Genomic DNA, 25,746 nt, shown 5'->3' on the forward strand with positions numbered 1-25,746 from the left:
GGCCGTCCCCGTTCCCGCGCCGGCGGCCGTACCGAGAGGGGCCACGCATGGGAATGACGGTCCTCTACATCGCGTTCGGATTCGTCGCGCTGTGGCTGCTTGCCGAGGTCCTGATGCAGTACAAGGCCCGGCTCCGCTGGCGCCTGCTCGCCTTCGCCGGCTTCCTCGGCGTGGTCGCCGGGGTCATACTGCCGTCGGTGCCGGTGATCGGCGCCGGCGCATTGGCGTTCGCCGTGGGCCAGACCCTGGTGACGCTGTCCTTCCGCAAGGGCTTCGTCGCCGGCTGGGCGCTGCGCCGCGGCGGGCGGCCCGAACGGCAGCCCGAACGGCAGCCCGCCGGACGCCGCCGGGCCGCGGGCACCAAGCAGGAACCGGCCCTCAGGGTCTCCGCGCTGCAGTACGAGGACGCCGACGGGGCCGGTGCCCGGGACGGAGCCGCGGAGGAGCGGTCGTTCCGGGACGCGCCCCCGGCGGTCTACAGCCCGGAGCCGGTGCCCGAGGAATCCGGGTCCTACGGGATACAGAGTCTCGCGCCGGAGGTCGACCAGACGGCGGCCTTCGCCTCGCCGTTCACCACGGCCGAGCAGGACGCCCACCAGTACGCGGCGTACTACGACCAGCAGAACCAGGGCGGCTACGACTACTCGGGCGGCTACCCGACGGGCGACCAGCAGCAGGTCTACGCCGCCTACTCGGACCCGTACATCGGCATCGGCGGCGGCATGGCCCCGCCCCAGCCGTACGACTACACCCCGTACGCCGACTACGGGCAGCAGCAGTACTCCACGGACACCCCGCCCGGCGGGGTCTGGGTCCCGCAGCAACGGTCCACCGACGGGGCCGGCCAGGCGTACCCGACGGAGGGCCAGGGCGAGCCGCCGCAGCAGTACCCGTACCCGCAGCAGGGCGGGTACGAGCAGTACCGCTACTGACGGCTCACTGGGAGCCGCGGAACTCCGCGCCCTTCACGATCAGTCCGGCCACCAGGGCCCCGGTCATCCCGGCGTGCGCCAGCCCGCCGCCGGGGTGGGCCCAGCCGCCCGCCAGGTACAGCCCGGGCACGGCCGTGGTGTTGGCCGGCTGGAGCAGTCGGCCCCCGGCCCCCGCGAGGGCGGGCGGGGGCACCGCGCCGCCCAGCGCCCCCGTCGCCGCCTCGATGTCGGCCGGGGTCCGCACCTCCTGCCACAACAGCCGCTCCCGCAGCCCCTGTACGGCCTTCTCCGCGAGGTTCAGCAGCTCGGCGGGGTCCGAGGTCCCGGGCCCGGGCACGGCGCTCACGGTGACCGCCTCGTGCTCCTCGTCGGGCCGGGTGGCCGGATCGTCGGGGCGCATGACGGTGACCTGCGCCCCGGAGGCGTGGACCAGGGTGCGGTGCACGGCGGTGGCCGGGCGGGAGCCGCGCAGCGCGAGCAGGAGCGTGATCCGCCCCGGTACGCCGTCCCCGCGGGCGGGGACCGCCTCCGGCGGCCACGGCAGCGAACCGGCCGGCAGCTGCCGGGGGTCGATCCCGCACACGACGGTGTCGGCGGCCGCCTCACTGCCGTCGGCCAGCCGCAGACCGGCCGCCCGGCCGTCCGTGACCAGGACCTCCCGGACCTCCGCCCCGAAGACGAAGGCGACCTTGCGCTCCAAGCAGCGCTCGTAGACGGCGGTGGCCAGGGCCCGCATCCCGCCGCGGACGTACCAGCTGCCGAAGGTCTGCTCCATGTACGGGAGCACGGCCGCCGAGGCGGGGGCGGTGGCGGGGTCGATCCCGTACCCGCGCACCAGGCCGGTCAGCAGCTCCGCGAGGGCGCCGCCCAGCTCCCGCTCGGCCACCTCGGCGAGGGTCGGCGTACGGCGGCGCAGCAGGCCGCTCCGGCGCAGGGCCGGGTACGGGTCGCCGCCCAGGCCCTGCCGGGCGCCGGGCCGCAGCGGCTCTTCCAGCAGCGGGCGCCGGGTGGCGTCCCAGGCGTCGCGGGCGCGGCCCAGGACGGCGTTCCAGCGCTCGCCCGCGCCCGGGCCGAAGGCGGATTCCAGGGCGGCGGCGACCCCGCCGTGGGAGGCGCCGGGGAGGGTGACGTCGATGCCGTGCTGGGGGAGGACGTGCCGGACGGCCGGGTCCACCTGGACCATGTCGACGCAGGCCTCCAGCGGCCGCTTGCCAGTCTTCACGAAGAGGTCGCGGTAGACGGCCGGCAGGTGCAGCAGCCCGGGCCCGGTGTCGAAGGCGAAGCCCTCGCGCTCGTACCGGCCCACGGCTCCGCCGTAGGTCGTCCCGCGTTCGTACACCGTCACCTGGTGCCCCGCCACGGCCAGCCGGGCCGCCGTGGCCATCGCGCCCATGCCGGCGCCGATCACTGCAATGCGTGCCATGCGGCCGAGCCTATCGACCCTCCCGGTGACCCCCTGGCGACCCCCTGGTCAGCGGGGTGGGGCCCCGGTGGTCTCGCGGGGCCCGGCGGCCAGCCGCTTCTCCTCGCGGCGCTGGGCACGACGGCGCAGGAAGCGGCGGATCCGGCTCCACAAGAAGACCAGTATCGCCAGCCCGACGGCCAGCAGCACGGCAGCGATGATCGCGGCGGCCCCCGGATGGAACATCGCGAAGGTGACGAGCCCGGCCACGCCGAGGTCCTCGGCGATGCTCATTCCCACGTTGGTGAAGGGCTCGGGCGAGGTGTTGATCGCCATCCGGGTGCCGGCCTTGACGAAATGGCTGGCCAGCGCCGTGGTGCCGCCGACCGCGGCGGCGGTGACCTCGGGGAGCGAACCGGTCTGCCCGGCCAGCAGAGCACCGATCACCGCGCCGGACACCGGGCGGATCACGGTATGGACGGTGTCCCATATCGAGTCCATGTACGGGACCTTGTCCGCGATCGCCTCGCACAGGAACAGCACCGCCGCGACGACCAGCACGTCCGTGCGCTGCAGGGCGGCGGGGACCTCGTCGGTCAGGCCGATGCGGCCGAAGATGCCGAGCAGGAGGACCACGGCGTAAGCATTGATCCCACTGGCCCAGCCGCTGGTGAAGACCAGGGGGAGCACACTCATCGGATCATCATGCCGTACGAGGATGCAGAAAAGTGAGGGGACGGCCACGCCGCGGCCATCCCCTCACCCACGTTGTGCGGGGCTACTGCCCCTGCTCGTCACGGCGGCGCTGCCACCGTTCCTCGATGCGGGTCATCATCGACCGACGCTGTCGGTTCCGGCCGTGGGCCTGACCGCCAGTACTTCCGGAGACGGGCTGCTCGCCAGGCTTGGGTGCCTTGCGCCAACCGGTGACCACCAGGACCGTACACCCCAGCATGACGAGGAAACCCACCACGCTGATCCAGAGCACGTTCGGAATGATCACACCGGTCATGAGGAGCGCGATACCCACCACAATGCCTGCGACTGCCTGGTAGACCCGTCGCCGGGTGTACGTACGCAGTCCGCTTCCCTCAAGCGCTGTCGCGAACTTGGGATCTTCGGCGTACAGCGCTCGCTCCATCTGCTCGAGCATTCGCTGCTCGTGCTCCGAGAGCGGCACGGGAGTCCTCCTCATCCGTCGGTCGCGGGGGTAGCGACCAGGGGTCCCCTTCAGGATAGGCGGGGAATCGCCCCCGTGACACCCGCCCTCTACGCCACGTTCCAATTGGACACGGCCCAGAAATGGTGCAGCCGGTTAAAAGCGCTGCGTGAAAACCGTACCGCCGCGGGGGCGGTCACTGAGGCCCTTATTCCCCAATGGTCCATCCACCATGCCGGTCTTGCACCTGATCATACGGGGCCGGCCGGCGGATCGGAGGGTGTGTGGCCGACTCTGCGCAGAAGTGCGCAGTTCAGGCTTGCTTCTCACCCAGGACGTGTAGCTGTGTGGCGACCGCGTGGAAGGCGGGCAGCTCGGCCGCGGCCTCCTCCAGGCGCAGCAGGGCCTCCACGGCGCCGGGCTCGGTGTCCACCAGGACCCCGGGCACGAGGTCGGCGAAGATCCGCACGCCGTGCACCGCGCCGACCGCGAGGCCGGCGCCGCCGACCAGCTCGGAGAGCTGCTCGGCGGTGAAGCGGCGCGGTACCGGGTCGCCGGAGCCCCAGCGGCCGGCCGGGTCGGTGAGGGCGGTGCGGGCCTCCGTGAAGTGCCCGGCCAGGGCGCGGGCCAGCACGGCCCCGCCGAGACCGGCGGCCAGCAGGCTGAGCGTGCCGCCGGCCCGCAGCGCGGCGACCGTGTTGGCCACGCCCTCCGCGGGGTCGTCCACGTACTCCAGCACGCCGTGGCAGAGCACCACGTCGTAGGCGTCCTGCTCGACGACGTCCAACAGGCCCTGCGCGTCGCCCTGGACGCCGCGCACGAGGTCGGCGACACCGGCCTCGGCCACCCGGCGCTCCAGCCCGAACAGCGCGTTCGGGCTGGGGTCCACCACGGTGACCCGGTGGCCCAGGCGGGCCACCGGCACGGCGAACTTGCCGGTGCCGCCACCGGTGTCGAGCACGTCCAGGACATCCCGACCGGTGGCCTTCACCCGGCGGTCGAGCGCCTCCTTGAGGACCTCCCACACCACGGCGGTGCGGAGGGAGGCACGGGGGCGGGAAGTGTCCGACACGGCTGATGGCTCCTCGGCGCGGTAAAGGGTGAGCGGTCCTGGCCCACCCTATTGCCTTCCGCCGCCGGGCAGCTCATCCCGCGTCTGGATGCTCCGGACGTGGTTGCGGCAGGGTCTTCTCCAGCGGCTGGGGCGTCGCCCGGACGGTGAGCATCCGCTCCACCAGGCGAAGGAACATCGACGCCGCCCGTACCAGATCGTCCGCGTCCCGGCAGGTCGCCGCGTCCGCTATCCCCGCCTCGGCCCTGGCCCGGCGCGCGGCGCCGGAGGCGAAGAGAGCGCTCCACTCGGCCAGCTCCGGCGCTATCTCGGGCAGCACCTCCCACGCGCTGCGGATCCGGGGCCGCCGTCGCGGGTTCACCGGTTCGGGCCGGGCGCGCGCGGCGAGCACGGCCGCGGCGGTGCGCAGCGCGGCGAGGTGGGCGGTGGCGTAGCGCTCGTTGGGACGGGTCAGCCGGGCGGTCTCGGCCAGACCGCCGTGCGCCTTGGCGAGCAGGTCGAGGGCGGCCGGTGGGGCCGTCGACTTGCGCAGGACGGGGTGGACAGGGGACGGGGACGGTGTGGCCATGACGAACCTCCTGTCGATGCGTTGCCCCCCATCGTGACGGGCCCCACTGACAATTGCGCTGACCTGCGCTTTTACGGTCACGAACCGGGCAACTACCCCCTGCTGCGCACCTGGTGCGAAGAAGGATGCTAGTTTTTGAACTGACCGGTCAGTTCAAAAAGAAGGGGGACGGCGTGGACAGCCCGCACGGCGCGGCCGTCAAGGCCGAGGACTTCGGACTCAAGGGCCCGCGCGGCTGGGCCTTCCAGGGGATCGGCATCGACGCGGCCCCAGGCTCGCTCATCGCGGTCGAAGGCCCCTCCGGCAGCGGTCGCACCTGCCTGCTCCTCGCCCTCACCGGGCGGATGAAGCCCACCCGGGGGCACGCCGAGGTCGGCGGCCACCGGCTGCCGAAGCGGATGACGGCGGTCCGCCGGATCGCCGCACTCGGCCCGGTCTCCGGGGTCAACGAGCTCGACCAGGCCCTCACCGTCGCGGAACAGCTGCGCGAGGGCGCCCTGCTCCAGCGCCACTACGGTGCTCCGGTCCGCGCCATGTTGCGGCCCCGGGCCGAGCGGCGCGCGGCCGCCGAGACACGGATCGCCTCCGCGCTGGAGGCCGCCGGACTGGACCTCGCCACGCTGCCCAAGGGTGGCCGGACCTCCGTACGGGACCTGGAACGCCTGGAGTCCGTTCGCCTGTCCGTGGCCATCGCGCTGCTGGGCTCCCCGGGGCTGCTGGCCCTCGACGACCTCGACCTCAAGCTGTCGGACACGGAACGTGCCGAGGCCTGGGACCTGCTCCGCTCGGTCGCCGCCCGCGGGATCACCGTCCTCGCGGTGTGCAGCGAGGCACCCGCCGACGCGGTCGTCCTGCGGACCTCCCCAAAGGAGCCGACCGCGCCGACCGCGCCGACCGCGCCGACCGCGCCGGAGGTGCCGGAGGTGCCGGCCGTCACGGAGGGCGCCGCCGACACCGGCAGCTCCACCGGGGACGACGGCAAGAACGACACCGAGAACGCCCCGGCGAACGACACCGAGAACGACGACACGAAGGGGGCGGACGATGCGCTCGCCGAAGCTGGCCGCGCTTGAGCTGAAGCGGTTCGGGCGGGGGAAGCTGCCCCGGGCCGCTCTCGTCGCGCTGCTCCTGCTGCCGCTGCTCTACGGGGCCCTGTACCTGTGGTCCTTCTGGGACCCGTACAAGCGGCTCGACCAGGTGCCCGTCGCCATCGTCAACTCCGACAAGGGCACGACCGTCGACGGCAAGCGCCTCGACGTCGGCACCGAGATCGCCGAGAAGCTGCACGCCAGCAAGAAGTCCTTCGACTGGCGCTACGCGAGTGCCGATGAGGCGGCCGAGGGCCTGGAGGACGGTACGTACTACCTGACCCTGACCCTGCCCGAGGACTTCAGCGCGAAGATCGCCTCCAGCTCCGGCGAGGACCCCACCACCGGGGCGCTCCAGGTCCGTACGAACGACGCCAACAACTACATCGTCGGCTCGATCTCGCGCTCCGTCTTCGCCGAGGTCCGCTCCGCGGCGTCCGCCAACGCCTCCCGCGGCTTCCTCGACAAGATCTTCGTCAACTTCTCCGACCTGCACGACAAGACCGCCGAGGCGGCCGACGGCGCCGACAAGCTGAAGGACGGCGCGGGCAAGGCCCAGGAGGGAGCCAAGGAGCTCGCCGACGGCCTCGACACCGCGCAGGAGAAGTCCGGCGAGCTGAACAGTGGTCTGCAGAAGCTGAACACGGCGGCCGGCAAGCTGGAGACCGGTTCCAAGGACATCGCGGACGGCACCCAGGCGTTGGCCAACAAGGTCAACGGGGCCGCGGACAAGGCCCGTCCCTTCGTCAAGGACCCCAAGAACCTGGCCGACACCGCCGAACTGGTCGCCGACAGCGCGAAGGTCGTCCGCAACCACCTCGACAAGTTCGTCGAGAAGGCCCCGGCCGCCGCCGCTGCCGCCAAGAAGGCGGCCACCATCGCCAACACCTACTACACCAAGCAGTGCGTGACCCCCGGCGGCGAACCGCACGTGGCCTCCTGCACCGACCTGAAGGCGGTCCGGGACAGCACGGCCGAGGCCGCCGAGCTCAGCGGGGACGTCAGCGTCCTGGCCAAGAACTCCAGCGGTGACGTCGCCAAGCTCCGCACCGAGCTCACCGACCTGGAGAACCAGGCCCGCAAGCTCGTCGACAAGGCCCCGCTGCTCGCGGGTGACCTCGACGCGGCCGTCGCCAAGGTCAACGCCCTCAACGACGGTGCCCACAAGGTGTCCGCCGGCATGGCCCAGCTGCACACCGGCATCGGCACCGCCACCACCGGCTCCGGCGCCCTCACCGACGGCGTCGGCAAGCTCGGCGACGGCGCCCACCAGCTCGACGGCGGCATGTACAAGCTCGTCGACGGCACCGGCGAGCTCGCCGGCGGCCTGCACGAGGGGGCCGGGAAGATCCCCGACTACGACCAGCAGCAGCGCGACCAGCGCACCCAGGTCATGGCCGACCCGATCCAGCTCGCCAACCAGTCCCTGCACAAGGCGCCCAACTACGGCACCGGCTTCGCCCCCTACTTCATCCCGCTCTCCCTCTGGGTCGGCGCGATGGTCGCCTACATGCTGATCGCCCCGCTGAACCGGCGGGCCCTGGCCGCCGGTGCCTCGCCCTGGCGGGTCGCCCTCGCCGGTTGGCTGCCCGTGGCGGGCCTCGGCACGGCGCAGGTGGCCCTGCTGATGTCCGTACTGCACTGGGCGCCCGGCCTCGGCCTGAAGATGGCCCACCCGGCCCTCACCATCGGCTTCCTGATCCTGGTCACCGGCTGCTTCGCAGCGATCGTCCAGTGGCTCAACGCCAAGTTCGGCGCCGCAGGCCGCATCCTGGTGCTGGCCGTCCTGATGCTCCAGCTGACCTCGGCGGGCGGCACCTACCCCGTCCAGACCAGCCCGGACTTCTTCAACTGGATCCACCCGTACCTGCCGATGTCCTACATCGTCGAGAGCCTGCGCCGCCTCATCACCGGTGGCGACCTCGCCCCGGTCTGGCAGGGCGGCGCGGTACTGCTGGCCTTCACCGCCGGCGCCCTGGCCCTCACCGCGCTCGCCGCCCGCGGCAAGCAGGTGTGGACGATGGACCGACTGCACCCAGAACTGAGCTTGTAGGGACGTGTTGACCTGTGACAATCAGCGCCATGGAAAGCAGCAACACCGGTACGGGCACGGGCGGGGGCCGTCGTGCGATCACCCGGCAGAAGCTCTACGAAGCGGCCGTCACCCTGATCGCCGAGCAGGGCTTCTCCGCGACCACGGTCGATGAGATCGCCGAGCGGGCGGGCGTCGCGAAGGGCACCGTCTACTACAACTTCGCCAGCAAGAACGAGCTCTTCGAGGAGCTGCTGCGGCACGGCGTCGGCCTGCTGACGGCCTCCCTGCGGACCGCGGCGGAGGAGACGGAGGCCCGCGGCGGCAGCCGTGTCGAGGCGCTCGACGCCATGATCCGCGCCGGACTCGTCTTCATCGACCGGTACCCGGCCTTCACCCAGCTGTACGTCGCCGAGCTGTGGCGCACCAACCGCGCGTGGCAGTCCACGCTGATGGTGGTCCGTCAGGAGGCGGTGGCCGTCGTGGAGAAGGTGCTGCGCGAGGGCGTCGAACGCGGTGAGCTGAGCGCCGAGATCGACGTGCCGCTCACGGCGGCCGCGATGGTCGGGATGGTGCTGGTGGCCGCCCTGGACTGGCAGTCCTTCCAGAGCGAGCGGTCCCTGGACGACGTGCACTCGGCGCTGTCGCTGCTGCTGCGGGGCCGGGTCAGCGGCAACCGCTGAATCCCCGCGCGGCACCACCCCCCAGTCGGCGGTGCCGCGCGGGCGCGCCGCCCCGTAGAACTGGTGGGGCCGGCTGCGACGGCTGAGTATCCGTACCTAGGCGCGGAAATGAGTACGTGCGCGGATGGGCTCCCACCTGCGCGGACGCCAGACTGGGAGCAACGGACAGGAGACCCGGTCCGCACCGCCGACACGGGGCTGCGGAGCGGACCGGGTGCCTCCTACCGTGACCGGGACGGGGGACGACGGGGGATCGGCGACCCGGTGAAGCGATGCGTGAAGCGGCGGGGCTCGGGGGGATCGAGCCTCGCCGTTTCGCGTCCGCGGGTCCGGGGGATCGTGCGGTGGCCCGCGGCGCGTGGGCGGGCCTCAGCTGGCCGGGCGGGCCTCACCTCGCAGGGCGGGCCTCACATGGCCGAGCGGGCGAGGTCGAGCAGGCCCGCGCGCATCCGCTGTTCGCCGAGCTCCGGCAGGAGTGCGGCGACGTGCTCGGCCGCCAGGGCGGCGAGCAGGGCGTGGGCGGCGTGGTCGGGGTCGGGTGCGGTGGAGAGCAGGATCGCCACGTGCCGGTGCCAGAACCGGTAGGCCCCGATCCTGTACCGGGCTCCGGGAGCGGCGGTCTCCGACATCCGGACCAGTGCCAGGTGCTCCAGCAGGTAGTCGAAGTAGGCGTCGACGAAAGCGGCCAGGCGCTCGTCGGCCGGGGCCCCGGGGCCGAGCGGGGGCGGCCCGGACAGGACCGCCTCCTGCAGTACGCGCTCGCGGGCGTCCAGTAGCGCGGTGGCGAGCCCCGACTTGTCGCCGAACCGGCGGAACAGGGTGCCCTTGCCGACTCCGGCGGCCGCGGCCACCTGGTCCATGGACACCGTCTCGACGCCCTGTTCGGCGAACAGCCTGGCGGCCGCCTCCAGTACCGCGGCCCGGTTCCGGGCGGCGTCCGCACGCTCCTTGGGCGGCGGCGTCCGCAGGAGTTCCAGCGGCACTAGCGAACCGGACCGCAGTCCGTTACTGTCGTGAGCCATAAGTGGACTGTAGTCCGATTCCTTTGGAGGCAGTGGCATGACCGTACTCATCACACGTGACGAACTGGCGGCGGCGATCGAGGGCGGCGCCGTGACCGTCGTCGACACGCTCGGCGGCGAATACTACGCGCGGCAGCACCTGCCCGGCGCCCTGGCGCTGGCCCCGGTCGACGTCGACGCCCAGGCGCCCACCGTGCTCCCCGACCGCGACGCCGCCATCGTCACCTACTGCTCCAACCCCGCGTGCCCCAACAGCGGACAGGTCGCCGACCGGCTCACCGCCCTCGGCTACACCGACGTCCGCAAGTACCGCGAGGGCATCCAGGACTGGGTCGAGGCCGGCCTCCCCACCGAAACCGCCTGACGTCCCTCCCCGGGGCGAAGACTCCCCACGGAGTCTTCGCCCTGCCGCTCCGGGCCCCGCTCAGCCGCGGCCCCTCAGCGGGAGCCGGAGGCGGGCGACGGTCAGGCGGGCGGCGGTCAGGCGGGCCGACACCGCCGAGGTGACCGCGGACCAACGGGCCGAGAGGGCCCAGGAAATGCGGGCCGCCGAGCGCGGCAGCAGCAGGGCCCGCAGCCGGGGAAGCCGGTCCGCGGACGCCAGCAGGCCCGTACGGGCCAGCAGTACGTCGTCCGCCAACTCCGGGTACGACACCTCCGCGCCGGGGGGCGCGTACAGGGTCCGTTCCACCGCACCGGCGACCCGGTGCACGGCCGCCGCGGGTTCCGGCTCCAGACGGCCCAGGTCCACGATCCGGCTCGCCGTCCGGCGCGGGGACAGCGCCCCGTCCGGAACCACACCCGCGTCCCAGGCGGTGTCGCCCAGTTCCCGCCAGGCCGTCAGGACCTCCCCGGTCGCCAGGCGCCGGGCCCGCAGCCGGGTCCGCCACAGCAGCGGGAGCAGGGGCAGGCCCAGCACCGCCGCCGCGAGCGCCACCCAGCCGAGGACCGTCGTCACCGACGGCCCGCCGCCGTCACCCGACTTCTGCGCGGGCGCCGCGGTGTCGCACTCGCCGAGCTTCTTCAGGGCCGGCGGGCACTCGGGGGTCGCCGTGGGTGCCGTCGACGGGGCCGCCGAGCTCTGCGAGGGTAGCGGCGCCGGCGCCGACGGCTGGGTGGCCGGCGTTTGCGCCCGGGAGTAGTCCGGAACGTTGATGCCGGAACGGGGCGTGGGCTCGAACCGGGTCCAGCCCACACCCTCGAAGTACAGCTCGGGCCAGGCGTGCGCGTCGCGCATCGACACGTTCACGTTGCCATCCGACTGCTTCTCGCCGGGCGTGAAGCCCACCGCGACGCGGGCCGGGATGCCCAGCGAGCGGGACATCGCCGCCATCGAGAAGGCGAAGTGGACGCAGAAGCCCTCCTTGTCGTCGAGGAACCGGGCGACCGCCTGCGGACCCGTGCCCGACGCCGTCCTCGTGTTGTAGCGGAACCCGCCGTTCACAGCGAAGTAGTCCTGCAGCTTCACGGCCCGCGTGTAGTCGTCCTTCGCCCCCTGCGTCACCTGACGGGCCCGCTCGGCGACCACCGGCGGCAGGTTGTCCGGGAGCTTCGTGTACTCCTGGCGGATCGCCGGGTCGGGCTCCGGGGCCTTCTGGAGCTGCTGGGCCGTCGGCTTCAGCAGCAGGCTGCGCACCATGTACTGGGCGCCCTGGACGTTCTGGAAGCGGTCCCGGCCCAGCTGGTCGCCGACCAGGGTCCGGCCGACCGGCTCGAACCGCCACTTGCCGCCGATGTTCACCGACGTCGCCGGATACGGCATGGGGAGGTAGCGCTGCGTGTAGTAGTCCGCCGCCGTGATGTTGGTGGTGACCTCGACCGCGGTGCCGCTGACCGGCGCGCGGAGCCCCGGCGGTGCCGGCAGCTCCTCCGGTACGTCGATCAGGGCCCGCCCGGAGGCCTCCCACTTGACGCCGTTGAACTCGTCCAGGGCCAGGATCCGCAGGTACTGGTCGCCCTGCTGCGGGCTGTTCGTCCGGTACTTGAGGATCACGCGGTTGTCCTGCGCGTTCAGGTTGCTCTGCAAGGAGACCAGCGGGTTGACCGCCGAGATCGTTCCGCCCGCACCGCCGCCGCTCTCCTCGTCCTCCTGCGTGCCGCCCAGCAGCCCGCCGCCGAGCGAGGGCAGCACGGCCGGCACCGCCAGCGCCAGGCCCAGGGTCACCGCACCGATCCGCCGCCCGAACTTCACGGGCGCCGTCGCCTGCCCGCCCGCCCCGTTGCCGAGGCCGGAGTCGGCGGCCCCCCGGCGCGGGGACGCGCCGAAGACGCGGCCCCACTGGGCGAGCCGGTCACGGCCCTCGGACAGCAGCAGCACCAGGTAGCCGGAGCCCGCGAGCAGGAAGGAGAACCAGGAGGCGTCACCGCCGCCCGCGAGCCCCGAGGCCACCGAGTACAGCGCCAGCAGCGGCAGCCCGGCCGCGGCGGCCGTGCGCAGGGTCACCGCCAGCGTGTCCACCAGCAGCCCGATCAGCAGCACGCCGGACACCAACAGCAGTTTGATGCCGTCCGTCAGCGGAGCCGGGATCGCGAACTCGCCCACGTCCCTGATGCCCTGACCGAACAGCGCGCCGAAGTCCGTCACCAGGTAGGCCAGCGGCCCGTCCCCGTGGGACTCGCCCTTGCCGGCGTAGAGGAACGCGAGCACCAGCAGCGACACCAGCGCCTGTGCGGCGACGGTCAGCGTCCGTGCCAGCGGCACCCGCCGGGCGCCGGCGCCCACCGCGCTCTGCACGGCGAGCAGCAGCGCCGCCTGGAGCAGCCAGGCCTGTGAGTCCACCAGCGGGTTCAGCGACCACGAGGTGAGCAGCGTCGCCAGTGCTGCGAACAGCGTCAGTTTCGCCCGCCCGCTCATTCCCGACCTCCGGAGGTTCCCGTACCGGCGCGCGCGGTCCCGGCCTGGCGCCACAGTTCGCCGAAGGCGACCCCGGGCGGAGCGGCCAGTGCCGTCCAGCCCGCGTCGCGCAGCCTGCGCAGCCGCTCTTCCAGCGGGGGCACGGCGTGCCCCGGAGCGGGCTGTCCGCCCCAGCTCGCGGAGTCCAGTACGAAGGCCACCGCGCCCGAGGTGCGCTGGCGCATCTGGGCGGCCAGTTCCGTCTGTACGTCGTCCAGGTCGCCGAAGAAGGCGATGAGGAGCCCGTCACCGCCGGCTCCGCTGAAGCCGCCGCTGCCACCGGAGCGCACCGCGTCGTAGGCGCGGGAGAGCCCGGCGCCGTCGGAGTGTCCGACGACCGCGAGGGTGTCCATCATCAGCCCGGCGGCCTCCGCGGACTCCTGCCCGCCGGAGGAGAATCCGCCGCCGCCCTCACCGGGCACCGAGCTGCCGGTGTCGGTGAGCAGCCGTGTGGAGAAGCCCTGTTCCAGGACGTGCACCAGGCTGGAGGCGGCGGCCGAGACGGCCCACTCGAAGGCGGAGTCGGGGCCGGCGCCGTCGAAGGCCAGGCGCCGGGTGTCCAGCAGGACGGTGGCCCGGCTGCGCTGCGGTTGCTCCTCGCGGCGGACCATCAGCTCGCCGTAGCGGGCGGTCGAGCGCCAGTGCACCCGGCGCAGGTCGTCGCCGCGCTGGTAGCCGCGGGGGATCACGTCGTCGTCGCCGGCCAGCGCGAGGGAGCGGCGGCTGCCGTCGCCGTAGCCGTTGGACTCGCCGGCCAGGCGGACGGGCGGGAGGGGCTCGGTGCGCGGGATGACGGTGAGGGTGTCGTAGGTGCTGAAGGAGCGGGTCAGCTCGACCAGTCCGAAGGGGTCGGACAGGCGCAGCTGGAGCGGGCCGAGCGGATAGCGGCCGCGCAGGTCGGAGCGGACCCGGTAGGACACCTCGCGGCGGCCGCCGGGCTCGACCCGGTCCAGGACGAACCGCGGGCGCGGGCCCAGGACGTAGGGCACCCGGTCCTGGAGCATCAGCAGGCCGGTGGGCAGTCGGGAGACGTTGTCCATGCGCAGCTGTACGCGGGCCTCGCCGCCCGCGGGGACCCGCCCCGGGCTGAGCCGGCGGCTGCCGGAGACCCGGAAGCGGGTGCGGTGGAGGGCGTAGACGCAGATCAGCGGCAGGAGGGCGAGCAGCATGCCGACCCGCAGCAGTTCGCCCTGGCCCAGGACGTACGCACAGGCGGCGGCGGCTATCCCGGCGGCCAGGAACGAGCGGCCGCGGGTGGTCAGCCCGGACAGCGACGCGCGCAGTCCGCCGCCGTCCCCCGGGCCGCCGGCGCCGCGCGGGGCACCGGCGCTCATCAGAAGCTCCGGGTGCCCGCGCCGGGCGGCATCTCGCCGCGGGCGTGCGCGGCCGGGACGGGAGTGCGCTGCAGGATCTCGCCGATGACCTGCTCGGCGGTGCGGCGGTTGAGCTGGGCCTGCGCGGTGGGCAGCAGCCGGTGCGCGAGGACCGGGGCGGCCAGGGCCTGGACGTCGTCGGGCAGGGCGTAGTCCCGGCCGGCGAGCGCGGCGGAGGCCTTCACGGCGCGCAGCAGGTGCAGGGTGGCCCGCGGCGACGCACCGAGCCGCAGGTCGGGGTGGGTGCGGGTGGCGGAGACCAGGTCGACGACGTAGCGCCGGACGGGCTCGGCCACGTACACCTCGCGGACCGCTTCGATCAGCTTGACGATCTCGTGGGCGTGCGCGACGGACGTCAGGTCGTCGAGCGGGGAGACCCCGCCGTGCACGTCGAGCATCTGGAGCTCGGCCTCGGGGCTGGGGTAGCCGACGGAGACGCGGGCCATGAAGCGGTCGCGCTGGGCCTCGGGCAGCGGGTACGTGCCCTCCATCTCTACCGGGTTCTGGGTGGCGACGACCATGAAGGGGCTGGGCAGCGTGTAGGTCGTGCCGTCGATGGTGACCTGGCGCTCCTCCATCGACTCCAGCAGCGCGGACTGGGTCTTCGGCGAGGCGCGGTTGATCTCGTCCCCGATGACGATCTGCGCGAAGATCGCGCCCGGCTTGAACTCGAACTCGCGGCGCTGCTGGTCGTAGATGCTGACGCCGGTGATGTCGGAGGGCAGCAGGTCCGGCGTGAACTGGATGCGCTGGACCGAGCAGTCGATGGACTTGGCGAGCGTCTTGGCGAGCATCGTCTTGCCGACGCCGGGCACGTCCTCGATCAGCAGGTGCCCCTCGGCGAGGAGCACGGTCAGCGCGAGGCGGACGACCTCGGGCTTGCCTTCGATCACGCTCTCGACCGACTGGCGCACCCGCTCCACCGTGCTGGTCAGATCCGCGAGGCTCGCTCGGTCGTCGTACGTCGTCACCTTGGTTCTCCTCGGCCCATTTCCAGGGCCGACGCCCTTGGCGCTTGAACCGGCCCACCCCGAAACACGGACACCGGTCCCGGGGGATCCCGGGAGGTGCCATCCCGCATTCTTGACGGCGTTACGGCCTCGTGTCACTCAAGAGCTGGGATCGATCTCCCGCAGGAGCCCGGTGTGCACATCGAAGACGAAGCCTCGCACATCGTCCTTGTGGGGCAGGAAGGGGTTCGTGCGGACCCGCTGCATCGACTGGCGAACGTCCTGGTCGACGTCCCGGAAGGCCTCGACGGCCCAGGCGGGACGCTGGCCGACCTCGTCCTCCAGCTCGTGCCGGAAGTCCTCGGTCAGGTTTTCGAGGCCGCAGCCGGTGTGGTGGATGAGTATCACCGTGCGGGTGCCCAGGGCCCGCTGGCTGATGGTGAGGGAACGGATCGTGTCGTCGGTGACCACACCGCCCGCGTTGCGGATCGTGTGACAGTCGCCGAGTTCCAGACCGAGGGCCTTGTGCAGGTCGAGGCGGGCGTCCATACAGGCCACGACGGCGACCTTGAGGACGGGGTGGGCGTCCATGCCGGGGTCGGAGAACTGCGCGGCGTACCGCTGGTTCGCCTCGACCAGCCGGTCGGTGACGGATCCGCCGACGGATGCCTCGGACGGGGACTCGGCAGGCAGGGATGCGGAAGTCGTCATGGGTACGACGGTAGTGGTCACGGCGGGGCACGGTCCTGCGTGAGAGCGGACAAAGAACGCCAACGAGCCTTGTTGTGAGCTAACCCACAGGGGTGGGCGCGAGGCGGCTGTTCGGGTGGTTCGCGTCATTTGTCGGTTCGCGTCGAGAGCCGCGCACGCCGCGCGGGGCGGTTCGTTGACCGCGGCGACCGTTGCACTAAAGTGACGCGAACCGGCCGGAGCCCGGCCCTGAACGGCCGCCCGGCCCCCGATGAACACTCCGCGTGCGCGGCGCGTACGTACGGCCCGGCCCTCTCCCGCTCACCGGCCGGCCGGCGCCACCTTCCCCGGCGCCGGTCGCGGATGCGGGGATCCGGTGGTGCGTACGCCTGCCGCGCCGTTATCTGAGAGGGCGCTTTGACTAGCGAGTCCCGACATGTCCCGGTGATGCTCCAGCGGTGCCTGGACCTGTTGGCCCCGGCACTGGAGAGGCCCGGGGCCGTCGTCGTCGACTGCACCCTCGGCCTCGGCGGCCACAGCGAGGCCCTGCTGACCCGGTTCCCCGAGGCCCACCTGATCGGCCTCGACCGCGACAAGGAGGCCCTGCGGCTCTCCGGCGAGCGGCTCGCGCCCTTCGGCGACCGGGCCACCCTCGTCCACGCGATCTACGCCGACCTCGCCGAGGTCCTGGACGGGCTGCGCATCCCGGCCGTCCAAGGCATCCTCTTCGACCTGGGCGTCTCCTCCATGCAGTTGGACGAGGCCGACCGCGGGTTCGCGTACGCCCAGGACGCACCGCTGGACATGCGCATGGACCAGACGACCGGCATCAGCGCCGCCGAGGTGCTCAACAGCTACGCGCCGGGCGAGCTGGTACGGATCCTGCGCCAGTACGGCGAGGAGAAGCAGGCCAAGCGGATCGTCTCGGCGATCGTCCGGGAGCGGGAGAAGGAGCCCTTCGCCAACAGCGCCCGGCTGGTCGAACTGATCCGTGACTCCCTTCCGCAGGCCGCCAAGCGGACCGGCGGCAACCCGGCGAAGCGGACCTTCCAGGCCCTGCGGATCGAGGTCAACGGGGAGCTCTCCGGGCTGGAGCGGGCCATTCCGGCGGCGGTGGACCGGATCGCGGTCGGCGGCCGGATCGCGGTGCTCTCCTACCACTCGCTGGAGGACCGCCTGGTCAAGCAGGTCTTCGCGGCCGGCGCGACCTCGACGGCCCCGCCCGGCCTGCCGGTGGTGCCGGAGAAGTATCAGCCGAAGCTGAAACTGCTCACGCGCGGCGCCGAACTGCCCACCGAGGAGGAGATCGCCGAGAACCGGCGGGCCGCCCCGGCCAGGTTCCGCGGCGTAGAACGCATCCGGGAGGCGCGACTGTGACCAAGGCCGGGAAGGTCGCCACGCTGACCCGTGGGCAGGCGGCCCGCCTCGGCCGGGCGCTCGGCGGCCGCCCGGCCCGCCCGCGTCCCGGCGGGCAGGCGGCCCGGATGCCGTTCGTGCTGCTGGTCGTGGCCCTGCTCGCCGGCGGCCTGATCAGCCTGCTGCTGCTGAACTCGGCACTGAACGAAGGCTCCTTCCAGCTCAGCAAGTTGCGGAAGGAAACCACCGCCCTCACCGACGAGGAGCAGGCGCTGCAGCGCGACGTCGACGCCTACTCCGCGCCCGACGCGCTCCAGCGCCGGGCACACGAACTGGGCCTGGTCCCCGGCGGCAGCCCGGTCTTCATCGGCCCGGACGGCAAGGTCGCGGGCAGCGCCGCGCCCGCCGAGGCCCCGCCGTCACCCACCCCGACCCCGGCTCCGCCGGCGGCCCCGGGCACCTCCCCGGCCGCACCCGCGGCGTCGGCCCCGGCCTCGCAGAGCCCGGCAGTCGCGCCCCCGGCCCAGCCCTTGCCACAGCAGCCCACCCCCAACCCAGGTCGGTGATGTCGTGACGCGGATCCCTGCGGGGCCGTTCCCCACCCCGCCCTTCCCCTCCCGGCCACCGCTGGGACGGGCCCCCGGTTCCCCCGGCGCGGCCCTGCCAGGGGCGGTGACCGCGTGAGCCCGCAGGAGCCGCCCCGGCGGCGGGTGCCCGGACCGGCCAGGCCGCCCCGTGCCGGCGACCGGGCCAGGGCCGGCGCCCGCCCGGCCCCGCGCCCGGCCTCGCGCCCGGCGACCCGGCGGCCGACGGGCCCCCGTACCCCGCACACGATCCGACTCGGCAGCCCGCGGCCCCGACTGCGCCTGGTCGGCGTCGGCCTGACCCTCGTCATGCTGGCCTTCGTGGTCCGCCTGCTCCAGGTCCAGGCCGTCGACGCCGCGGCGTTCTCCGCCGAGGCCTCCAAGAACCGCTACACCAGCGTCAAGCTGGCCGCCGAGCGAGGCGAGATCACCGACCGCCGGGGCGTGGCCCTCGCCACCAGCGTCGACGCGTACGACATCACCGCCGACCCGAAGATGTTCACCCCGCAGGACAGCAAGGCCCCGGACGCCCCGCAGCAGGCCGCCGCCCTCCTCGCGCCCATCCTCGGCAAGGACGCCAAGGAGCTCACCGAGCGGCTGAGCACCAAGAACTCCCGGTACGTCGTCCTCGCCCAGCGCCAGACCCCCCAGGTCTGGAACCAGATCAAGGACCTCAAGCGGGTCTTCGCGGACAAGGCGGCGGCCGACAAGCGGGGCAACGGCCCCGGCGCCAACGTCCTCGCCGGCGTGTTCAAGGAGACCAGCAGCAAGCGCGTGTACCCGAACGGCGACCTCGCCGCCGGGATACTGGGTTACGTCAACGCCGAGGGCAAGGGAGCCGGCGGCCTGGAGTCCTCCCTCGACAAGAAGCTGTCCGGCAAGGACGGCGAGATCACCTACGCCCAGTCCGGCGGCCGCCAGGTCCCCACCGCCGACTCCAACGAGAAGCCCGCCGTCCCCGGCGAGGACATCCAGCTGACCATCGACCGGGACATCCAGTGGGCGGCGCAGAGCGCCATCGCCGAACAGGTCCAGAAGTCCGAGGCCGACCGCGGCTACGTCATCGTCCAGGACACCCGCACCGGCGAGGTGCTCGCCATGGCCAACGCCCCGGGCTTCGACCCCAACGACCTGACCCGGGCCCGCTCCGCCGCCATGGGCAACGCCGCGCTCCAGGACGTGTACGAACCCGGCTCCACCGCCAAGGTCATGTCGATGGCCGCCGTGCTGGAGGAGAAGAAGGCCACCCCGGAGACCCGGGTCGAGGTCCCCAACCGGCTCCACCGCGGCGACCGGCTCTTCAAGGACGACATCGACCACCCGACCTGGTACCTGACCCTCAACGGGGTCCTCGCCAAGTCCTCCAACATCGGCACCATCCTGGCCACCGGCCAGCTCGGACCCACCCAGCCCGAGGCCAACGAGGTCCTGCACTCCTACCTGACCAAGTTCGGCATCGGTCGGCCCACCGGCCTGAACTACCCGGGCGAATCCCGCGGCATCCTCGCCGCCCCCAAGGACTGGTCCACCTCCCAGCAGTACACGATCCCCTTCGGCCAGGGACTCTCGCTCAACGCCATGCAGGCGGCCTCCGTGTACTCGACCATCGCCAACGACGGCGTCCGCATCGAGCCGACCCTGGTCCGCGGCACCAAGGGCCCCGACGGCCGCTTCACCCCGGCCCCGGCCCCCGAGCGGGACCGTGTGATCAGCCCGGAGACCGCCAAGACCCTCGCCGAGATGCTCGAATCCGTGGTCGACGACCAGGAGGGCACCGGAACCAAGGCGAAGATCCCCGGCTACCGGGTCGGCGGCAAGACCGGCACATCCAACCGGGTGGATCCGGCCACCGGCCGCTACAAGGGCTACACCGCGTCCTTCGCCGGATTCGCCCCCGCGGACAACCCGCGCATCACCGTCTACTGCGCCATCCAGAACCCCACGAAGGGCAGCTACTTCGGCGGCCAGATCTGCGGCCCCATCTACAAGAAGGTCATGGAGTTCGCGCTCAAGACCCTCCAGGTGGCCCCCACGGGAACCGCGCCCGCCGGGCTCCCCGTCACCTACGGCACCGCTACTCAGCCCGCCGAGCAGCCCGCCCCGCAGCCCAGTCCGCAGCCCGGCCAGTGACCCACAGCCAGGCCAGGCCCGCCAGAAAAGCGTGAGGCACCATCAGTGACAACCATCACCCCGAAACCCGGGAACCCGACGACCCCCGAAGCCGAGGCCGGGGCCTCACTTCGCGGGCGGCCCGCTGCGCCCGGTACGCTCACCGCCGTGTCCCACGCTGATCAGCCCAGAAACACCGAGAAGGCCCCGGCAACGCCGCCGGGAGCGCCCCGGCCCGCGTCCGCCAGCCCGAGCCCGCTGGGCGAGCTGGCCGCCCTGCTGGGCATCCCGGCGCCCGGCGCGGCGCAGATCACCGGCATCACGCACGACTCCCGTGCGGTCCGCCCCGGTGACCTGTACGCCGCCCTGCCGGGAGCCAGGACGCACGGCGCCGACTTCGCCGCCCAGGCGGCCGGTCTCGGTGCCGCCGCCGTGCTGACCGACCCCGCGGGGGCGGAGCGCGCCGCGGCGACCGGCCTGCCGGTCCTGACCGTCGACGACCCGCGCGGCCGGATGGGAGAGCTCGCCGCGGCGATCTACGGGCGCCCCGGTGAGGGCCTGCTCCAGATCGGGATCACCGGTACCTCCGGCAAGACCACCACGGCGTACCTCGTCGAAGGCGGCCTGCGCGCGGCGGGCCGGAGCACCGGACTGGTCGGCACCGTCGAGATGCGCATCGGCGACGAGCGCATCAAGTCCGAGCGGACCACCCCCGAGGCCACCGACCTCCAGGCCCTCTTCGCGGTCATGCGCGAACGTGGGGTCGAGGCCGTGGCCATGGAGGTCTCCAGCCACGCCCTGGTGCTCGGCCGGGTCGACGGCTGCGTCTTCGACGTCGCCGTCTTCAACAACCTGAGCCCGGAGCACATGGAGTTCCACTCCGACATGGAGGACTACTTCCAGGCCAAGGCGGGGCTCTTCACCACCCGCCGGGCCCGCCTGGGCGTGGTCAACCTCGACGACGAGTACGGCCGCCGCCTGGCCAAGGAGGCCACCGTCCCGGTCGTCACCTTCTCCGCCGCGGGCGACCCGGCCGCCGACTGGCGGGCCGAAGACGTCGTCACCGGCCACATGGACTCCACGCTGACGCTGGTCGGCCCCGAGGGACAGCGCGTGCGCGCCAAGGCCCCGCTGCCCGGCCCGTTCAACGTCGCCAACACCGTCGCCGCGATCGTCACGCTCGCCGCCGCCGGCATCGACCCGCAGACCGCCGCCGACGGCGTCGCCGCGGTCCCCGGGGTCCCCGGCCGGCTGGAGCGGGTGGACGCGGGACAGCCCTACCTCGCCGTCGTCGACTACGCGCACAAGACGGACGCCGTGGAATCGGTGCTGCGCGCGCTGCGCGAGGTCACCGAGGGCAAGCTGCACATCGTGCTCGGCTGTGGCGGCGACCGCGACACCACCAAGCGCGGACCGATGGGGGCCGCGGCCGCCCGGTTCGCCGACGTCGCCGTCCTGACCTCCGACAACCCGCGTTCCGAGGACCCGCTCGCGATCCTCGCCGCGATGTTCGAGGGCGCCGTGTCCGTGCCGCCCGCCGAGCGGGGCACCGTCCTCGTCGACGCCGACCGGGCGGCGGCCATCGCCGCCGCCGTCGCGCGCGCCGAGCCCGGCGACACCGTGCTCGTGGCGGGCAAGGGCCACGAACAGGGCCAGGACACCGCCGGTGTCGTACGCCCCTTCGACGACCGCACGGTGCTCCGCGCCGCGATCGAGCACCGAGCCGTGCTCGACCGGCCGGCCGTGCTCGATGAAACGACCCAGGTCCGACAGGCCGAGGTGAACCAGTGATCGCCCTTTCCCTCGCCGAGATCGCCGACATCACCGGCGGGCGGCCCCACGACATACCGGATCCGTCCGTCCAGATCACCGGACCCGTGGTCTACGACTCCCGTGAGGTCCGGCCGGGCAGCCTGTTCGCCGCCTTCGTCGGCGAGCGGGTCGACGGCCACGACTACGCGCAGCGCGCGGTGTCCGCCGGGGCCGTGGGCGTCCTCGCGACCCGGCCCGTCGGCGTACCGGCCATCGTGGTCCCCGACGTGGTGGCCGCCCTCGGAGCGCTCGCCCGGGCCGTGGTCACCCGCCTGGGCACCGACGTCGTGGCCCTCACCGGATCCGCCGGCAAGACCTCCACCAAGGACCTGATCGCGCAGGTGCTGCAGCACCACGCGCCGACCGTGTGGACCCCCGGGAACCTCAACAACGAGATCGGCCTGCCGATCACGACGCTGCGCGTCACCGAGGACACCCAGCACCTGGTCCTGGAGATGGGCGCCCGCGGCATCGGCCACATCCGCTACCTCACCGGACTGACGCCCCCGCGGATCGGTCTGGTCCTCAACGTCGGCACCGCCCACATCGGCGAGTTCGGCGGCCGCGAGCAGATCGCGCAGGCCAAGGGGGAGCTGGTCGAGGCCCTGCCGGCCGAGGCGGAGGGCGGCGTCGCCGTCCTCAACGCCGATGACCTGCTGGTTCGTGAAATGGCCGGGCGCACGAAGGCCCGTACGGTGCTGTTCGGTGAGGCCGAGGACGCCGAAATCCGGGCCACCGAAGTCCGCATGACGGACAGGGGGACGGCTTCCTTCACACTGCACACACCGACCGGGTGCAGCGACGTGACCTTGCGGCTGTACGGTGAGCACCACGTGTCGAACGCGCTCGCCGCGGCCGCCGTCGCCCATGTACTGGGCATGTCCGTACAGGAGATCGCCACCGCGCTCTCCGGGGCGGGCACGCTGTCCCGGTGGCGGATGGAGGTCACCGAGCGGGCGGACGGTGTGACGATCGTCAACGACGCCTACAACGCGAACCCCGAGTCCATGCGGGCCGCACTCCGCGCGCTCGCCGCGATGGGCGGGGCCGGCAAGGCGAACGGGGGACGCACGTGGGCGGTGCTCGGCCCGATGGCCGAGCTCGGAGACGACGCTCTCGCCGAGCACGACGCGGTCGGACGACTTGTCGTCCGGCTCAACGTGAGCAAGCTCGTCGCAGTCGGGGGCAGGGAAGCCTCCTGGCTGCAACTGGGCGCATATAACGAGGGTTCGTGGGGTGAGGAGTCGGTGCTCGTGTCCGACGCGCAGGCGGCGGTCGACCTGTTGCGCAGTGAACTGCGCCCGGGTGACGTCGTGCTGGTGAAGGCTTCCAGGTCGGCCGGTCTGGAGCGGGTGGCCCAGGGCCTTCTCGACAGCACTGTCGAGGGCGAGGTCGCCGACCGATGAGGCAGATCCTGTTCGCCGGTGTCATCGGCATGTTCCTCACCGTCATCGGCACCCCGCTGCTGATCAAGCTGCTCGCCCGCAAGGGCTACGGCCAGTTCATCCGCGACGACGGCCCCCGCGGCCACGCCGGGAAGAAGGGCACGCCCACCATGGGCGGCATCTCCTTCATCCTGGCGACGCTCATCGCGTACGCCCTGACGAAGGTCCTCACCGGTGAGGAGCCGAGCTTCTCGGGCCTGCTCGTCCTGTTCCTGATGGCCGGCATGGGCCTCGTCGGATACCTGGACGACTACATCAAGATCGTCAAGCGGCGTTCGCTGGGCCTGCGGGCCAAGGCGAAGATGTCCGGCCAGCTGATCGTCGGCATCGCCTTCGCGGTGCTGGCCCTCCAGTTCAAGGACTCGCGCGGGCTCACCCCGGCCTCCACCAAGCTGTCGTTCGTCACGGACTTCGGCTGGTCGATAGGTCCGGTGCTGTTCGTGGTGTGGGCGCTCTTCATGATCCTGGCGATGTCCAACGGCGTGAACCTCACCGACGGTCTCGACGGTCTCGCGACCGGCGCCGCCGTGATGGTCTTCGGCGCCTACACCTTCATCGGCGTCTGGCAGTTCCAGGAGTCCTGCGCCAGGGCCGGTGACCTCACCAACCCGAACGCCTGCTTCGAGGTGCGCGACCCGCTCGACCTCGCGGTCGTCGCCTCCGCCCTCATGGGCGCCTGCTTCGGCTTCCTGTGGTGGAACACCTCGCCCGCCAAGATCTTCATGGGTGACACCGGCTCGCTCGCCCTCGGCGGCGCGCTCGCGGGCCTCGCCATCTGCTCCCGCACGGAGTTCCTGATGGCGCTCCTCGGCGGCCTCTTCGTGCTCATCACGATGTCGGTCGTCATCCAGGTCGGTTCCTTCAAGATGACCGGCAAGCGGGTCTTCCGGATGGCGCCACTGCAGCACCACTTCGAGCTCAAGGGCTGGTCCGAGGTACTGGTCGTGGTCCGCTTCTGGATCATCCAGGGCATGTGCGTGATCGTTGGTCTCGGTCTCTTCTACGCGGGATGGGCAGCCGACAAGTGACGTCCTGGCAGGACAAGAACATCACCGTCGCCGGTCTCGGCGTGAGCGGCATCAGTGCCGCCCGCGCCCTGGCCGGCCTCGGCGCAGTGGTGACCGTCGTCGACAACGGTGACGGTGACGCGCACCGCGCCCGGGCCGCCGAGCTCGCGGCGGAGGGCATCACCGTCCGCCTCGGCCGCCTCGCGGACGGCGGGCACGCGGGCGAGGTCCTGCCCGAGGGCACCGAACTGGTCGTCACCTCGCCCGGTTGGAAGCCCGACAGCCCGCTGTTCGCGGCCGCCGCCGAAGCCGGCGTGGACGTGGTCGGGGACGTGGAGATCGCCTGGCTGCTGCGCGAGGTCGGCCAGGAGCGGCGCGCCGCGCGCTCCGGCGAGGACGGGGCCGCGGCGCCCCGCAGTGCCCCCGCCCCCTGGCTCGCCATCACCGGCACCAACGGCAAGACCACCACCACCCAGATGCTGGCGTCGATCCTGAAGGCCGCGGGCCTGCGCACCGCGGCCGTCGGCAACATCGGCACCCCGATCATCGACGTGGTGCTCGGCGAGCAGGAGTACGACGTGCTCGCCGTCGAACTCTCCAGCTACCAGCTGCACTGGGCGCCCTCGCTGCGCGTCCACTCGGCGGCCGTGCTCAACCTGGCCCCCGACCACCTCGACTGGCACGGCTCGATGCAGGCGTACACCGCCGACAAGGGCCGGATCTACGAGGGCAACACGGTCGCCTGCGTCTACAACGTCGCCGACCCGGCCACCGAGGACCTGGTCGTGGAGGCCGACGTCGAAGAGGGCTGCCGCGCGATCGGCTTCACCCTCGGCGCCCCCGGCCCCTCCATGCTCGGCGTCGTCGACGGCATCCTCGTCGACCGGGCCTTCGTGGAGAACCGGCAGAAGAACGCCCAGGAGCTCGCCGAGGTCACGGACGTCAACCCGCCGGCCCCGCACAACATCGCCAACGCGCTCGCCGCCGCCGCCCTGGCCCGCGCCTTCGGCGTGGAGCCGCGCGCCGTCCGCGACGGGCTGCGCGACTTCCGCCCGGACGCCCACCGCGTCGCGTACGTGGACGAGGTCGACTCGGTCACCTACATCGACGACTCCAAGGCCACCAACACGCACGCGGCCGAGGCCTCGCTCGCGGCCTTCGAGCCGGTCGTCTGGATCGCCGGCGGCCTCGCCAAGGGCGCGACCTTCGACGAGCTCGTGCAGAACGCCGCGAAGAGGCTGCGCGGCGCCGTGCTGATCGGCGCCGACCGGGCGCTCATCGCCGAGGCGCTGGCGCGACACGCCCCCGAGGTCCCGGTCGTCGACCTCGACCGGACCGACACTGGGGCGATGCTCGCAGCGGTCCGGGAAGCCGCCGCGCTCGCCGAGCCCGGCGACACGGTCCTGCTGGCACCTGCCTGTGCCTCGATGGACATGTTCGCGAACTACAACAAGCGCGGGGACGCATTCGCCGACGCGGTGCGCGAACTGGCCGCCGAGAACGCTGCGGACACGGCCTAGGCCGGGGGCTCCGGGACAGGTTCCCTCCGGCCGGCAGCTCGCCTCGTAC

The 25,746-nt window shown here is 72.7% G+C and carries 22 protein-coding genes; 12 read left to right on the forward strand and 10 right to left on the reverse strand.

Going from position 1 to position 25,746, the window contains the following annotated elements; translation table 11 throughout:
• The first annotated feature begins 47 nt into the window (after positions 1 to 47).
• Positions 48 to 932 carry a hypothetical protein gene (locus OG207_RS30785; RefSeq protein WP_329102870.1) on the forward strand — a complete coding sequence of 295 codons (885 nt, stop codon included), beginning with the start codon at positions 48 to 50 and terminating at the stop codon, positions 930 to 932.
• 4 nt (positions 933 to 936) lie between these two features.
• Here OG207_RS30785 and OG207_RS30790 read toward each other — a convergent pair whose 3' ends face one another.
• The 5 genes from OG207_RS30790 to OG207_RS30810 form a co-directional block, all read right to left on the reverse strand.
• Entirely contained in the window at positions 937 to 2,355 is a 1,419-nt protein-coding gene (locus OG207_RS30790; protein WP_329102872.1) for a phytoene desaturase family protein, read from the reverse strand.
• Between the two features lie 48 nt (positions 2,356 to 2,403).
• Positions 2,404 to 3,030 (reverse strand): DUF4126 domain-containing protein, encoded by a 627-nt coding sequence (locus OG207_RS30795; RefSeq protein ID WP_329102874.1) that lies wholly within the window; start codon positions 3,028 to 3,030, stop codon positions 2,404 to 2,406.
• 82 nt (positions 3,031 to 3,112) lie between these two features.
• On the reverse strand, positions 3,113 to 3,514 hold the full coding sequence (locus OG207_RS30800; protein WP_329102876.1) for a DUF3040 domain-containing protein: 402 nt from the start codon (positions 3,512 to 3,514) through the stop codon (positions 3,113 to 3,115).
• 292 nt (positions 3,515 to 3,806) lie between these two features.
• Positions 3,807 to 4,565: a methyltransferase gene (locus tag OG207_RS30805; protein ID WP_189736241.1), complete on the reverse strand. Its 759-nt coding sequence runs from the start codon at positions 4,563 to 4,565 to the stop codon at positions 3,807 to 3,809.
• 73 nt (positions 4,566 to 4,638) lie between these two features.
• Positions 4,639 to 5,133 carry an SAV_6107 family HEPN domain-containing protein gene (locus OG207_RS30810; protein ID WP_329102878.1) on the reverse strand — a complete coding sequence of 165 codons (495 nt, stop codon included), beginning with the start codon at positions 5,131 to 5,133 and terminating at the stop codon, positions 4,639 to 4,641.
• Positions 5,134 to 5,306: 173 nt separating this feature from the next.
• Between OG207_RS30810 and OG207_RS30815 the strand changes: the two genes are divergently transcribed.
• The 3 genes from OG207_RS30815 to OG207_RS30825 are packed head-to-tail and all read left to right on the forward strand — an operon-like array spanning position 5,307 to position 8,936.
• Complete coding sequence (locus OG207_RS30815; RefSeq protein WP_329102880.1) at positions 5,307 to 6,206, forward strand: ATP-binding cassette domain-containing protein; 900 nt, start codon at positions 5,307 to 5,309, stop codon at positions 6,204 to 6,206.
• Entirely contained in the window at positions 6,178 to 8,274 is a 2,097-nt protein-coding gene (locus tag OG207_RS30820) for a YhgE/Pip domain-containing protein (protein ID WP_329102882.1), read from the forward strand. Before OG207_RS30815 ends, OG207_RS30820 begins: the two co-directional genes overlap by 29 nt.
• Before the next feature lie 29 nt (positions 8,275 to 8,303).
• Positions 8,304 to 8,936, forward strand: coding sequence for a TetR/AcrR family transcriptional regulator (locus tag OG207_RS30825; RefSeq protein WP_329102884.1), 633 nt, complete (start codon positions 8,304 to 8,306; stop codon positions 8,934 to 8,936).
• Positions 8,937 to 9,343: 407 nt separating this feature from the next.
• Here OG207_RS30825 and OG207_RS30830 read toward each other — a convergent pair whose 3' ends face one another.
• Positions 9,344 to 9,958, reverse strand: a complete 615-nt coding sequence (locus OG207_RS30830) for a TetR/AcrR family transcriptional regulator (protein ID WP_329102887.1) — start codon at positions 9,956 to 9,958, stop codon at positions 9,344 to 9,346.
• Between the two features lie 37 nt (positions 9,959 to 9,995).
• Between OG207_RS30830 and OG207_RS30835 the strand changes: the two genes are divergently transcribed.
• Positions 9,996 to 10,322, forward strand: coding sequence for a rhodanese-like domain-containing protein (locus OG207_RS30835; protein ID WP_329102889.1), 327 nt, complete (start codon positions 9,996 to 9,998; stop codon positions 10,320 to 10,322).
• 60 nt (positions 10,323 to 10,382) lie between these two features.
• On the opposite strand, the gene OG207_RS30840 is transcribed toward OG207_RS30835, so the two are convergent.
• The 4 genes from OG207_RS30840 to OG207_RS30855 all read right to left on the reverse strand — a co-directional run bounded on the left by OG207_RS30840 (position 10,383) and on the right by OG207_RS30855 (position 15,948).
• Positions 10,383 to 12,812 (reverse strand): transglutaminase family protein, encoded by a 2,430-nt coding sequence (locus tag OG207_RS30840; RefSeq protein ID WP_329102890.1) that lies wholly within the window; start codon positions 12,810 to 12,812, stop codon positions 10,383 to 10,385.
• On the reverse strand, positions 12,809 to 14,185 hold the full coding sequence (locus tag OG207_RS30845; RefSeq protein WP_329102892.1) for a DUF58 domain-containing protein: 1,377 nt from the start codon (positions 14,183 to 14,185) through the stop codon (positions 12,809 to 12,811). The genes OG207_RS30840 and OG207_RS30845 overlap by 4 nt, the downstream gene beginning before the upstream one ends.
• Positions 14,185 to 15,195, reverse strand: a complete 1,011-nt coding sequence (locus OG207_RS30850; protein WP_329102893.1) for an AAA family ATPase — start codon at positions 15,193 to 15,195, stop codon at positions 14,185 to 14,187. Before OG207_RS30850 ends, OG207_RS30845 begins: the two co-directional genes overlap by 1 nt.
• Positions 15,196 to 15,333: 138 nt before the next feature.
• Positions 15,334 to 15,948 (reverse strand): beta-class carbonic anhydrase, encoded by a 615-nt coding sequence (locus OG207_RS30855; protein WP_402694896.1) that lies wholly within the window; start codon positions 15,946 to 15,948, stop codon positions 15,334 to 15,336.
• Positions 15,949 to 16,311: 363 nt separating this feature from the next.
• Here OG207_RS30855 and rsmH point away from each other — a divergent pair, with 363 nt between their 5' ends.
• The 7 genes from rsmH (at position 16,312) to murD (ending at position 25,697) form a co-directional block, all read left to right on the forward strand.
• Positions 16,312 to 17,241 carry a 16S rRNA (cytosine(1402)-N(4))-methyltransferase RsmH gene (gene rsmH, locus OG207_RS30860; protein WP_329102898.1) on the forward strand — a complete coding sequence of 310 codons (930 nt, stop codon included), beginning with the start codon at positions 16,312 to 16,314 and terminating at the stop codon, positions 17,239 to 17,241.
• Positions 17,238 to 17,786, forward strand: a complete 549-nt coding sequence (locus OG207_RS30865) for a hypothetical protein (RefSeq protein ID WP_402694895.1) — start codon at positions 17,238 to 17,240, stop codon at positions 17,784 to 17,786. Before rsmH ends, OG207_RS30865 begins: the two co-directional genes overlap by 4 nt.
• 114 nt (positions 17,787 to 17,900) lie before the next feature.
• Positions 17,901 to 19,934 carry a peptidoglycan D,D-transpeptidase FtsI family protein gene (locus OG207_RS30870; protein WP_329102900.1) on the forward strand — a complete coding sequence of 678 codons (2,034 nt, stop codon included), beginning with the start codon at positions 17,901 to 17,903 and terminating at the stop codon, positions 19,932 to 19,934.
• A gap of 45 nt (positions 19,935 to 19,979) precedes the next feature.
• Positions 19,980 to 21,704 carry a UDP-N-acetylmuramoyl-L-alanyl-D-glutamate--2,6-diaminopimelate ligase gene (locus tag OG207_RS30875; RefSeq protein ID WP_329102902.1) on the forward strand — a complete coding sequence of 575 codons (1,725 nt, stop codon included), beginning with the start codon at positions 19,980 to 19,982 and terminating at the stop codon, positions 21,702 to 21,704.
• Positions 21,701 to 23,131: a UDP-N-acetylmuramoyl-tripeptide--D-alanyl-D-alanine ligase gene (locus OG207_RS30880; RefSeq protein WP_329102904.1), complete on the forward strand. Its 1,431-nt coding sequence runs from the start codon at positions 21,701 to 21,703 to the stop codon at positions 23,129 to 23,131. Before OG207_RS30875 ends, OG207_RS30880 begins: the two co-directional genes overlap by 4 nt.
• Positions 23,128 to 24,198, forward strand: a complete 1,071-nt coding sequence (gene mraY, locus OG207_RS30885) for a phospho-N-acetylmuramoyl-pentapeptide-transferase (protein WP_030724430.1) — start codon at positions 23,128 to 23,130, stop codon at positions 24,196 to 24,198. The genes OG207_RS30880 and mraY overlap by 4 nt, the downstream gene beginning before the upstream one ends.
• The gene (gene murD, locus OG207_RS30890) at positions 24,180 to 25,697 is read left to right on the forward strand and encodes a UDP-N-acetylmuramoyl-L-alanine--D-glutamate ligase (protein WP_329102905.1); all 1,518 of its coding nucleotides are present in this window, start codon (positions 24,180 to 24,182) and stop codon (positions 25,695 to 25,697) included. Before mraY ends, murD begins: the two co-directional genes overlap by 19 nt.
• Positions 25,698 to 25,746: the final 49 nt, after the last annotated feature.

The sequence above is a fragment of the Streptomyces sp. NBC_01439 genome (genome assembly GCF_036227605.1).
GTDB lineage: Bacteria > Actinomycetota > Actinomycetes > Streptomycetales > Streptomycetaceae > Streptomyces.